14 protein-coding genes are annotated in these 12,292 nt (G+C 38.9%); 4 read left to right on the forward strand and 10 right to left on the reverse strand.

The features are described from left to right. Positions 1-141 precede the first annotated feature (141 nt). The 7 genes from H5119_RS14110 to dnaK all read right to left on the reverse strand — a co-directional run bounded on the left by H5119_RS14110 (position 142) and on the right by dnaK (position 5,720). Positions 142-405 (reverse strand): hypothetical protein, encoded by a 264-nt coding sequence (locus H5119_RS14110; protein WP_138585296.1) that lies wholly within the window; start codon positions 403-405, stop codon positions 142-144. A gap of 161 nt (positions 406-566) precedes the next feature. Next, entirely contained in the window at positions 567-818 is a 252-nt protein-coding gene (locus tag H5119_RS14115; RefSeq protein ID WP_182702700.1) for a hypothetical protein, read from the reverse strand. A 100-nt stretch (positions 819-918) separates the two neighbouring features. After that, complete coding sequence (locus H5119_RS14120; protein WP_182702701.1) at positions 919-1,296, reverse strand: response regulator; 378 nt, start codon at positions 1,294-1,296, stop codon at positions 919-921. Positions 1,297-1,402: 106 nt separating this feature from the next. Beyond that, positions 1,403-1,807 carry a DUF1761 domain-containing protein gene (locus H5119_RS14125; protein ID WP_182702702.1) on the reverse strand — a complete coding sequence of 135 codons (405 nt, stop codon included), beginning with the start codon at positions 1,805-1,807 and terminating at the stop codon, positions 1,403-1,405. A 95-nt stretch (positions 1,808-1,902) separates the two neighbouring features. Continuing rightward, the gene (ybaK, locus tag H5119_RS14130) at positions 1,903-2,364 is read right to left on the reverse strand and encodes a Cys-tRNA(Pro) deacylase (protein WP_077535127.1); all 462 of its coding nucleotides are present in this window, start codon (positions 2,362-2,364) and stop codon (positions 1,903-1,905) included. A gap of 97 nt (positions 2,365-2,461) precedes the next feature. Continuing rightward, the gene (gene dnaJ / locus H5119_RS14135) at positions 2,462-3,601 is read right to left on the reverse strand and encodes a molecular chaperone DnaJ (protein WP_182702703.1); all 1,140 of its coding nucleotides are present in this window, start codon (positions 3,599-3,601) and stop codon (positions 2,462-2,464) included. A gap of 202 nt (positions 3,602-3,803) precedes the next feature. Further along, positions 3,804-5,720, reverse strand: a complete 1,917-nt coding sequence (dnaK, locus tag H5119_RS14140) for a molecular chaperone DnaK (protein WP_182702704.1) — start codon at positions 5,718-5,720, stop codon at positions 3,804-3,806. Positions 5,721-5,960: 240 nt separating this feature from the next. Here dnaK and H5119_RS14145 point away from each other — a divergent pair, with 240 nt between their 5' ends. Further along, entirely contained in the window at positions 5,961-6,776 is an 816-nt protein-coding gene (locus tag H5119_RS14145; RefSeq protein WP_077535124.1) for a thioesterase family protein, read from the forward strand. 186 nt (positions 6,777-6,962) lie between these two features. On the opposite strand, the gene H5119_RS14150 is transcribed toward H5119_RS14145, so the two are convergent. After that, the gene (locus H5119_RS14150; RefSeq protein ID WP_182702705.1) at positions 6,963-7,709 is read right to left on the reverse strand and encodes a transporter substrate-binding domain-containing protein; all 747 of its coding nucleotides are present in this window, start codon (positions 7,707-7,709) and stop codon (positions 6,963-6,965) included. A 255-nt stretch (positions 7,710-7,964) separates the two neighbouring features. Here H5119_RS14150 and H5119_RS14155 point away from each other — a divergent pair, with 255 nt between their 5' ends. The 3 genes from H5119_RS14155 to H5119_RS14165 are packed head-to-tail and all read left to right on the forward strand — an operon-like array spanning position 7,965 to position 11,391. Next, on the forward strand, positions 7,965-9,131 hold the full coding sequence (locus H5119_RS14155; protein ID WP_259399006.1) for a paraquat-inducible protein A: 1,167 nt from the start codon (positions 7,965-7,967) through the stop codon (positions 9,129-9,131). Continuing rightward, entirely contained in the window at positions 9,128-10,786 is a 1,659-nt protein-coding gene (pqiB, locus tag H5119_RS14160; protein WP_182702707.1) for an intermembrane transport protein PqiB, read from the forward strand. The genes H5119_RS14155 and pqiB overlap by 4 nt, the downstream gene beginning before the upstream one ends. Beyond that, on the forward strand, positions 10,783-11,391 hold the full coding sequence (locus H5119_RS14165) for a PqiC family protein (RefSeq protein ID WP_182702708.1): 609 nt from the start codon (positions 10,783-10,785) through the stop codon (positions 11,389-11,391). The genes pqiB and H5119_RS14165 overlap by 4 nt, the downstream gene beginning before the upstream one ends. Positions 11,392-11,395: 4 nt before the next feature. Here H5119_RS14165 and H5119_RS14170 read toward each other — a convergent pair whose 3' ends face one another. Next, complete coding sequence (locus H5119_RS14170) at positions 11,396-11,875, reverse strand: GNAT family N-acetyltransferase (protein WP_182702727.1); 480 nt, start codon at positions 11,873-11,875, stop codon at positions 11,396-11,398. 154 nt (positions 11,876-12,029) lie between these two features. Further along, positions 12,030-12,179, reverse strand: coding sequence for a hypothetical protein (locus H5119_RS14175; RefSeq protein WP_182702729.1), 150 nt, complete (start codon positions 12,177-12,179; stop codon positions 12,030-12,032). Positions 12,180-12,292 lie beyond the last annotated feature (113 nt).

Here is a 12,292-nt window from a genome sequence, read left to right on the forward strand (position 1 = left end):
TAAGAAAATTACGCTAGAACTAGGCAAAAATTTTTGTATCTAGTTGTTCTAAATAAAAAATTTTTAACGACGTTATAGTGCAATTTAATTCGTTAAATTGATCAAAGATTTATGCAGTTTGGTATCAAGCCTTAAAAGTGCTTAATTTTTAGCTGAAGTTGATCTGTTTTTAACGTATTTATATAAACCAATTAATGAAGCCGCAATCCAGAAAATTTCAATCACAAAACTGGCTAAATTAAAGTTATAACAAAGACTAATTAATAATAAAATTGCCCCTGTTAAATTCATCATATTATACATCAAGCTCGTTGGAGATGTTTTACCTAGCTGTAGTAAAAAGAATGAACCAACGACTAAAAAAGTACCTGTCATACCTATGATGTCAAATAAGAGTGCTATCACGAAACTATCCTTTATCCATTTTTAAATAACCCAAAAAACTGGCCCGATCCATGGGGAGGGTATTTTTTCATTCATTGAAACAGCAAAACCGAGGGATTTTATCAGTATGGTAAATTCTAACAAGGCCATATGTCCGCATCGAATGTTTATCAATAACCTGTTTATTTAAATGTCACTTTCCCGCCAATTATTTTATAGGCAGGGGTACCTCGTATTATCGTAACTCTTGCAAAAAGGCGATCGCACTGAGGGCAGATACAAGGCTCTTTGGTAAAATCTTGGCTGATCCGCTCTATAAAACACTTAACTAAAGCCCCTTTTCCGCCTTTTCGGTATTTAAATAATAAAGTCCTACAAGCAGAGCAAAAAATATCAACTGTCTTTGTCGGCCCTTTTTTATTAGGTTTAGCCATTTTTCCTCCATTGATCCACAATACTGGCCTCTTTGAGGTCGGTAAGTTTAGAGTAAATAACTATCAATTAAAATTAAAATAGGTATAAGCAAATACAGCATTACTTTTTATTGGCGTCTGCAATAATGAGATTTAGATGATCTGATAATACTTTTAAATTGAATGGTTTAATAATAAAGCCAGAGACTTTAGCCGCAATTATTTCTTTAACAGCTTCACAGCTATCTTCACATGTCACAATTAAAACAGGCAGAGATGCCAGCTTTTCATCATCACGAATTCGTTTAAGTAAAACTTTACCATCCATTTTTGGCATATATAAATCTGTAATGAGTAGATCAAAATGTTGTTGATGCAGTAAAGCAAACGCTTGAACTCCGTCAGTTGCTTCAACAAGATCGTCAAACTGTAACTTTCTAAGCATATTTATTAATACATGACGTATTAATGGCATATCGTCGACAACCAGTATTTTCATTGTTTAACAGCCAATTTTTAAATATTAAATTTTTGTAATATATCGAGTAAAAATACTAACCGTATTAAAAATCAGTAAGCAAATTATTTATATTATTTTCATAACGTCATGGCCAAACACCTAAAATAAAGCCCATTAAGGAGAATTGTAAAATAGAAAAGCCGCTATTAATTAAGAATAATTTAGCTGGGCGTTGCTCATATATATAACTCAAACCCAGCGAACTGCTTACCAAAAATAAACCAATAGCGAAACCGGTGCCTATACTTTGAGCGACTCCTGCGTCATTTCCCAAAAAAAGACACAATATAAATGCAGCCGAAAACACACAAGCAAAGCTACCGCCAAATATCCATTTAGGGTTTGCTGATTGTAAATCAAGCTCCGTTAAACCACAGCTTTCTAACCACGCCTGTTTGAACATGATTCTCGAATACCAAATATCACCAAGCATGAACGAAGAGAGTGCAGCCACGAGTATTGCAAAATAATTAATATCAGAAAAATTCATAGATAACACCGAAGCTTTCAACAAGTAGGTTAACTTGACTGTAGTTAACATTCATCAAAGCAGCAAACTCTTAATTGTAACTATAGATCTCCATACTAAAAATCCTCAAAGCTCGCATTTGTTAGCAAAGTTAAGTCCGCTGTTTTTAGCATCACCTCTAAACCACGTTTACCCGCGCTTACATATATATGGGTAAACTGCAGTGCACTGTGATGTATAAATGTTTGCAATCTTTTCTTCTGACCAAGCGGACTCACTCCTCCTAAAATATACCCTGTACTTGCTTGAACTTTTTGTGCTGCTGCCATCGCGACTTTTTTTGTTCTACACAATTTTGCCAATTTTTTTAAATTAACTTGTTGAGATACCGGAGTGATTGCAACGATCAATTCATTCTCAGATGTTTCTAATACAAGCGTTTTATATACTTGTTCACTCTTTAAGTTTAACTTTTCAACGGCCTCCTGCCCATAATGACTATTGCTCGTATCATGTTCATAACTTAGCAGTTCAAAAGAAATTTTTTGCTTTTTGAGTAACGCTATTGCTGGTGTCATAATATTTAATGATGTTTTTATTTACAGTAACAAAAATTATATTTAAAGCAAAAAAAACGACGCTAAAAAGCGTCGTTTCTATTTACTTAACATAAAATTATTTAGTTAAATCATCAAAAAACTTTTTAACACCATCAAAAAAACCTTGCTCTTTAGGGCGGTTTTTCGAACTATCTGTACCCATGCTTTCATCTAATTCAGTCAGTAATTCACGTTGACGTTCGTTAAGATTAACTGGCGTTTCAATGACTACTTTACAAATTAAATCGCCTTGAGCACCACTGCGTACTGACTTAACCCCTTTACCACGCATACGAAACATTTTACCCGTTTGCGTTTCAGAAGGTATTTTAAGTTTTGCACGACCATCAAGCGTTGGCACTTCAATTTCGCCACCAAGACCTGCTGTCGTAAAGCTAATTGGCACTTCACAGTATAAATTATTCGCTTCGCGCACAAATATTTTATGTTCTCGTACCGACACCTGTACATACAGATCACCCGCCGGAGCACCATGCATTCCAGCTTCGCCTTCGCCCGTTAAGCGGATACGATCGCCTGTATCAACACCGGCTGGAATTTTAACTGAAAGCGTTTTGGTTTTTTCTACGCGACCTTGACCGTGACACTTATTACAAGGATCTGAAATAATCTGACCTTGCCCCTGACACGTTGGACAGGTTTGCTGAACAGCAAAGAAACCTTGGCGCATTTGCACTTGGCCAGCACCATGACACGTAGTACATGTTTTAGGTTTGGAACCTGCTTTAGCACCACTGCCATCACACGGCTCACAACCAACCCATGTTGGCACTTTAATTTCAACTTCTTTACCACGAACAGCTTCTTCTAAGCTTAAGTCCATGTTGTAACGTAAGTCGGAACCACGTTGCTGACGAGATTGACGTCGACCACCGCCGCCACCAAAAATATCGCCAAATACGTCGCCAAATACATCACCAAAGTCGCCATGTCCGCCACCAAAACCACCGTGACCTCCACCGCCACCTTGTTCAAAGGCTGCATGACCATGTTGGTCATACATTTGACGTTTTTGGCTATCAGTTAAGATCTCGTACGCTTCTTTAACTTCTTTAAATTTTGATTCGAGATCTTTATCGCCTGCGGTACGATCTGGATGATATTTCATCGCTAAGCGTTTATACGCTTTTTTTATGTCTCGCTCACTCGCATCTTTGCTTACGCCGAGGACTTCGTAATAATCGCGTTTTGACATATCTATCACACTACTCTTTTCTGTTTACAGCGTAAGCTGCTGGATAAACCGATAAATCGCATCGATTTATCATTGAATTTTTGAACCTTAAACACATGCAAAAGGCGCGACAAGCTATTGCTCGCGCGCCTCATTTGTTCATCCTAACCTAAACACCTAACCGAGTTAAGTGTTTTTGGCCAGCAAGAAGCGGTAGCAACAATTATTTGTCGTCTTTCACTTCTTCAAACTCTGCATCAACAACGTCGTCATCTTGTTTAGTTGACTGTTGTTGCTCGCCTGCATCTGCTGAACCTTGCTGCGCTTTTGCTTGAGCAATTTCCATCAGTTTTTGAGACTTTTCAGCAAGCGCTTGCGTTTTAGCTTCAATCTCTTCTTTGTTGTCGCTCTTAATTGCAGCTTCTAAATCTACAACAGCCGCTTCAATCGCTTCTTTGTCTTCGCTTGGTAATGCATCACCCGCTTCTTCAATTTGCTTACGCGTACCGTGTACTAAGGCATCAGCTTGGTTACGAGCAGCAACAAGTTCTTCAAACTTTTTATCGTCTTCAGCATGTGCTTCTGCGTCACGAACCATTTTTTCAACTTCTTCATCGCTTAAGCCAGAAGATGCTTGAATCGTGATTTTTTGCTCTTTACCTGTATCTTTATCTTTCGCAGATACATGTAAGATACCATCGGCATCAACATCAAATGTTACTTCAATTTGTGGTGTACCACGTTGTGCTGGGCGAATACCTTCTAGATTAAATTGACCTAGAGATTTATTGTCGCTTGAACGTTTACGCTCACCTTGAAGTACATGGATTGTTACAGCAGATTGGTTATCTTCAGCTGTTGAGAACGTTTGCGATTTCTTAGTAGGAATCGTTGTATTTTTCTCAATTAAAGCCGTCATGACTGAACCCATAGTCTCAATACCTAGAGATAATGGAGAAACATCAAGTAATAGTACATCTTTAACATCGCCTGCTAATACACCACCTTGAATCGCGGCGCCTACGGCTACTGCTTCATCAGGGTTAACATCTTTACGAGGCTCTTTACCGAAGAACTCCGCAACAGTTTTTTGTACTAAAGGCATACGTGTTTGACCACCAACAAGAATAATATCGTTGATGTCGCTTACTGATAAATCAGCATCAGCAAGTGCACGTTTTAATGGTTCTAAAGACTTTGTAACTAAATCTTCAACTAGTGACTCAAGCTTAGCGCGTGTCAGTTTCACGTTCATGTGCTTAGGGCCAGATGCATCAGCAGTTACGTACGGAAGGTTTACTTCAGTAGACTGTGCAGATGACAGTTCGATTTTTGCTTTTTCAGCAGCTTCTTTAACACGTTGCATTGCAAGCGGATCAGTTTTTAAGTCTAAACCTTGATCTTTCTTAAATTCAGCTACTAGGTAGTTGATTACACGGTTATCAAAATCTTCACCACCTAAGTGAGTGTCCCCGTTTGTAGCAAGTACTTCAAAAGTGTGCTCGCCTTCAACTTCATCGATTTCAATAATTGATAAATCGAAAGTACCGCCACCTAAGTCATATACTGCAACTACGTTTTCGCCACGGTTTTTATCCATACCGTAAGCAAGTGCCGCAGCCGTTGGCTCATTGATAATACGTTTAACTTCAAGGCCCGCAATACGACCAGCATCTTTCGTTGCTTGACGTTGTGAATCGTTAAAGTATGCAGGTACTGTGATTACGGCTTCTGTTACTTCTTCACCTAAGAAGTCTTCAGCTGTTTTCTTCATTTTTTTCAGTACTTCAGCAGAGATTTGTGGGGCAGCACGTTTTTCGCCGCCCGCTTCTACCCATGCATCGCCATTGTCGGCTTTAATGATTTTAAACGGCATAATGCCGATGTCACGTTGAACTTCTTCGTCTTCAAAACGACGACCAATTAAACGCTTAATTGCAAACAAGGTATTTGTCGGGTTAGTAACCGCTTGACGTTTAGCAGATTGACCTACTAATGTTTCACCGTCTTGCGTATAAGCAATGATAGACGGGGTTGTGCGATCGCCTTCCGCGTTTTCAATAACACGTGCTTTGCCACCATCAAGTACTGCAACACAAGAGTTTGTAGTACCTAAGTCGATTCCGATAATTTTACCCATGAAATTTCTCCAACTTCAATATTCGTTAATACGTTCGATGACTAGTAAATAGGGTTGCTGCAAACTTATTTCAACTGTAAAAATGAAAAAAAACTCATTTTTTTTGATTTATTTACAAAATAACCTTAATAATTGTAAGGAATGATGATTTTTACACCGCTTGGACTGCTTTTAATTACTGGTCTGACTAGTTTTGTTATGTTATAAATTTATTAAATCGCACTTTAAAAGGACACCTTTATGCATTTTGAACAATTACTTGAGCAAGCAGCAAAGATAGGCAACACTAAAAACACTGAGCAATTAATATCTACGATGCAGTTCCCAGAAAACTGGTGTCAGGGCAGAACCGCATTCGGCGGGCTTTCAGCTGCGCTGTTATATCAAGCAATAAGAGGTAAAGTAACAGACGATCGTCGACTGCTTTCACTCAGCACCAATTTTGTAGGGCCATTACTTGCCGATACCCCTTTTTCTTTATCCGTAGAAATACTTCGACAAGGTAAAAGCAGCACGCAGGTGTTAGCTAAAGCAATTCAAAATGAACAAGTATGCGTAATAGTGCAGGCATGTTTTGCCAAAAGTAGGGAGTCGGCTATTAACGTTCCCGTCTCAAAGTCAATTAGTTTGAAACCCGTTGATGAACGCTACACATTACCTTTTATAAAAGATCAGATGCCTGAGTTTTTTCAACATGTTGATTTGTGCCCACAACAAGGCGGCATGCCATTTAGTAGTGCCGAAACCTCTCATTTAGGTGGCTGGATGCGTTTTAAGCACACCCCAAAGCAAATTACAGAGGCCCATGTAATTGCATTGACTGATGCTTGGCCGCCAACACTTTTACAAATGTTTAAACAACCCGCCCCAGCAAGTAGCATGTCGTGGTATTTGGAGTTTGTGCAAGAGCCAAACTTAGCACCTGGTGAATGGCTTGGCTTTGAAGCAATTACGCATCATTCAAAAGATGGTTACGGCTTAGAAGATGGTTGTATATGGTCACAATCAGGTGAGTTAATCGCTCTTACGCGCCAAACAGTGGCGTTATTTGACTAAAAACACACAGCCTGTTTATCTTTCGAGGTTATATTCGCAGCAGGCTGTTTGGCATTCAAGTCCTATGATGTAGCTACTCCACATAAGTGCTTGATAAATAAGAGCAAATAACAAGCATGCGCTGTCCCTTGGGTTCAATCCACAAAGATAAACACGCCCTAATACAACCAGCGTAATTAACCTTGATTAATTTGAAATTTCAGGGTTTTGTGCATATTGCGCTTCAAGGTTTACTAAAATACTGTGGTATTGGCCATTTTTAATAATATTGGCCAATCCCTCATCAAATATTTCTTGTAAAACTTTACTATTAAAATAAGCCGGTCTTGGCGCTTCTGGGAATATCGAATGAATCGCAACATGCGATGTTTTATTGGTTTGTCGATACTCATTTAAATAGTATAAAAATATACGTTTATCTAAAATAATTGTATCTACCCATCCTTTCATTAGATGATCTACCTGTGCTCTTTGATTTATCACCTCCTCATAAGAGCCAACCTTATACAAAGCCAACTTAAATGAATGCGGTAAGTAGGCTGATGCATGTTGAAACGCCAATACACTTTTTCCTGACAAATCATACACAGAATTAATCGTATAGTTATTTTTGAGCAGGCTTACAACCACATTTTGATAACTCAAAACACGCTTACTGACATAAATGCCAGGTAAATAAAAGTTAGAATGATTCATTGCCACATCGACAGCACCATTATTTAACTGATACTCCGCGCGTTTATTCGACATATATTCTACTGTAAGATTCTTGATACCTTGATTTTTAAATGCGGCTTTAATAATTTCTAATTGGATACCTGAATCATTTTTTTGTATTACGTAGGGAGCAACATAAGGACTGACGGCGATGATTATACAATCGGACTTTTTTACGCTATCTGACTGTGCTAAAGCCTGTATTTTAGTGCTCATTAACAGAGCCAAAATTATCAATAGGTTTTTCACTGTCGATCCTTTGTATTTTTAAGCATATAAGATATGTTTAAGCGAGTCTTCATCCACAGTACAATTGAATTTTTGAACTGACTATTGATTGAACTAGTTTGTATTTACACTCAATTTATAGCAAAATTAAACCACTCTACTTAGCATTAGGCTCACACATTGCAAACTGTATGCCCTTGTTGCGACCTAATTATAGATATACCTCGCATAATCGCAAAGCAAATGGCGCTATGTCCGCATTGCCACCATAAACTTTGCCAAGCTGATGTGAATAACGATAGCCGCATTGTAGCCCTCAGTGTTAGTGCTTTATTAATGCTGCTAAGCAGTATGTTTTACCCTTTTATTTCTTTTAGTAGCAGTGGAATAACGCAAACGATTACCCTGCCCGACGCGGCCCGCATTTTATTTAACTATGACAGTGAACTACTTGGTCTATTTATAGATTTGAGTATTATTGCCCTACCAATGGCTTTATTGCTTGTTTTAATACCTTTGCATCTTGGGCTCTTAAATACTCTCCCAGAGGGTATTGCCAGACGGCTATTAAAATTTACCCTTGCGTTAGAGCCTTGGATTATGTCGGAAATATTTTTGATCGGTGTGCTGGTAAGCATGGTTAAGATTATGTCGTTAGCCGATATTAGTTTTGGTACAAGTTTCTGGGCGTACGTATGCTTTGTAATTTTGTATATAGCCGCGCTTGCTCATTTAAACCGACCACGTTTATGGGCGCAAATAAAACCAGTAAAAATACTGACAGGGGCTGAACATGCAAAACGCGCAATTGATGAAAATATTAAAGCGTGCCATGTGTGTCATCAACTCTGTACAAGCAATGTTTGCCAGCGCTGCCACACAAAAACACACGTCAGAAACCCTTATAGTGTACAAAAAGCGGCAGCCTGGCTAATTACATCAGTAGTTTGTTATATTCCAGCTAATGTTTTGCCTATTATGCATACTACAAGCTTAGGAGACGAGTCTCCTTCCACATTAATTGGTGGTGTAATCACACTATGGAAAAGTGGCTCATACCCTATAGCCGCTATTATATTTTTAGCCAGTGTCGTTGTGCCACTAGCAAAAGCATTCGTTCTAAGCTTTTTATGCTTTATGGTGACACGGCCAGCAAACAGACACACGAAAGGGTATACCCGCATTTATCAATTAACTGAATTCATAGGTAAATGGTCTATGATAGATGTATTCGTTGTCGCTATTTTAGTTGCCTTGGTTCAATTAGGTAATTTAATGTCGGTAACCCCAGGATTAGGCATTGTATTCTTTACGGTTATGGTAATATGCCAAATGATGGCAGCGCATGCCTTTGACCCCCGTTTATTGTGGGATTCACCTAAAAATAAAACCTCAGAGAACAAAGCATGACCGAGATTGCTGAAGTAACAAAAGAACCAAAAATTTCCGCCATCTGGATCATTCCCGCAATTGCGCTGTTAGTTGGCATGTGGATGTTATATCAATACCAAGCGAATAAAGGCCCAACTATTTTTATCCAAATGCCACAAGCAGAAGGTATTATTGCAGGTAAGACTGAAATTAAAGTCCGCAGTGTAAAGATAGGTCAAATTGATCATGTTCGTTTATCCGACACTCAAGATAGCGTCATAGCAAGTGCTCAAATAGATAAAAATTATAATAACTTATTGACTGACGACGCTAAAATTTGGGTTGTAAAACCCCGTATAGATGAAACCGGCATCAGTGGCATGAGTACACTTTTATCGGGTGTTTACTTAGAGTTTTCACCAGGTGAAAGTAAAAACGTGAAACGTACCTTCACATTACAAGATGAGCCCGCTTTAATTGGCAAAGATGTTAAGGGCGGGCGCTTTAAGCTCCTTAGTTATAATGCCGAAGTACTGGATGTAAGTACGGGAATATTTTTTAAAAACTATAAAATAGGCCAAATAGAGACCGCTGTATTTGATTGGGAAAATCAAGCAATGAAATACGGTGTATTTATTAATGCACCTTATCAAAACTTGATCACAACAAACTCCATCTTTTGGGTAAATGCAGGTATTCAAATTGACCTATCTGCCGATGGCATCAATATTAATACAGGCTCGTTAAGTAAACTTTTAAAAGGCGGTATATCGGTTGGTTTACCTGAACAACAAGCCCCAGGTGAAATAGCTCAGGATGACCATAGCTTTTCATTGAGCCAAAGCTATAAAGAGGCACTTGAAGAGCGTTTTTATGATTTTGATTACTTCCTCATTGAGTTTGAGCAATCAGTACGCGGTCTTCGCTCTGGTGCGCCTGTTGAGTATCGAGGTATGCGTATTGGTACCGTTGTAGAAGCGCCTGCTAACGTTATTATTAATGGAAAACCTGCTCATTTTAGAAATCACAACACGGCAGTTCCAGTACTCATAAAAGTAGAATACGGACGCTTATATCACGACAGTGCTTCAGCCAAAGAGTTTTGGCGAGGCAGTCTTGATGGCTGGATTGAAAATGGTATGCGCGCTTCGTTAAAACCTGGCAATTTATTAACAGGTGCAGTGTATGTTGATTTTGATATATATCCTGATGCCCCCAAAGCCTATTTAGGTAAACTTGTGCAGTATGATGTTTTTCCAAGTGTGTCGAGCGGTATAACGGTACTCGCAGATCAAGTATCCGATGTACTAAATAAAGTCAACAACTTAAAAATTGAAGATAATCTAGCGCAGATGCAAGCGACATTTACAGACTACCAAGCACTGGCGAATGAAATGCGCGAATTATTGAGCCAAAAAGATACACAAAATTTACCCGGTGACTTTAATCGTAACTTCGAAAAAATGACAAAAAGCATGGTGCAATTTGAAATCACCATGCGCCAATTTGATAAAACAATGGCCAGTTACCAAGCGGGCTCTGAGCTTCATCATCAAATACAGCAAACACTAAAAGAATTTAAACGTTTAAGCGAAGGGCTGCAGCCATTGACTCGTGGCTTAAATGAGCAACCAAATATGCTAATTTTTGATAAGTCATTGCCGGCTGATCCAAAACCAAGGAAGCAACAATGAAATCATTATTTTTAATTACAAGCTTATTGTTACTACTCGCCGGTTGTAGCTCATCAATACAAACCGCGACACAGTATTACCAATTTGAACAACCTATTGGCGAATCATCAAGGAACGTGAGCGAGACAGATGCGCAATTAAGGATACAAACCGTTGTGCTTAGAGGGGCTTTAAATAACGTGGGTATTGCTATGAAAATAGACAGTAACCAAATTCACGCTGCTAATTACAACTTGTGGGGCGAATCGCCAGATGTGATGTTAACCGCTTCAGCGCAACAAACTCTTTTTACTGCCATGCCGAATTGGATGGTAATAAAAGGGTTGCCGGTTATCACTGAGCTCGATCAGCAAACATTTTATGAACTTGAGTACGAAATACACCACTTTAATGGTGATATGCAAGGCAATGCTGATATTTCGGGGCTTTGGCGTTTGTACTATACACACCCAGAAACCGGACGACGCCTTGTAAGCATTCATAATTTTTCAAATGTAGTGCCTATTGATGATGACGGCTATGACGGGTTGGTGTCAACACTTGAAAAAACATGGCTAAATATTAATCTAGCTGTTGCAAAAAAAATAGAGCACGCAAGGCTTTAATTATTTAACCTGAGCTCTGGTTATTTAATAAAAATACGTTAACAGCGGTTTTATCGTTATTAATAACCGCCACACCTACTTTACTAAATCCCAGCCTAGCTAACACATTTTGCGATGCCATGTTGTCCGTTGAAGTTATGGCACTCAGTTGTGTTACCCCTAACTTATGTATATTTTGCACAAGTACATTAGCCGCTTCAAAAACATAGCCCTTTTTTTCAAAACCGCTTACAAGCGCAAAGCCTAAATCTGGATATTGTAGTGCTGAGCGTTTATAAAGCCCCACGACGCCTACAACAACATCGTTATACAAGGTTATAATGTAAGGCCCAAAGCCTTGATTTTTATGAGCTGCAATAAATGACTGCTCAATATAATCTTTTGCATCATCCAGCGTATAAATTGCCTTGTCACCAATGTACTTTATAAAATCAGCCTGATTAACTAGGGCGTGTTGACCTTTGTGGATTGAAATTTGTTCAATCTAGGGGCGATTAAATCACGGCGCGAGGTTTGTAACCTAGTGGGCAAGTAAAAACCGAGCAACAAAGAGTTAATCGTCCCTAGAAAGAACCCAAAGGGCAGCGCATGTTTGGTGTTTATGCTGCGTTATCGCCTATTTATGGGGAATAACCACACTACATAGGCTCTGCCTTGCCTAAAAACCAAACACACTGCTGCAAATTCACCCACCAAAGATCAACACGCCCTAGTCTTAGTAGCACAGCTGCATCACTTGCATTTGCATGGCGCAACAGTAATCGGTTTGTTTTAAATACAATGTTCAATGTAAGCCCCTCTAAAAACTTTGTTTAGCATGTAACTTTTTGTTGACTGAAATTAAAAAGCAGATTATTTTTGCGCCGATGTTTTTACAGGCACAACAATAGCGGTTTGCACT

It is taken from the genome of Pseudoalteromonas sp. SG45-5 (assembly GCF_014164085.1).
Taxonomy (GTDB): domain Bacteria; phylum Pseudomonadota; class Gammaproteobacteria; order Enterobacterales; family Alteromonadaceae; genus Pseudoalteromonas; species Pseudoalteromonas aliena.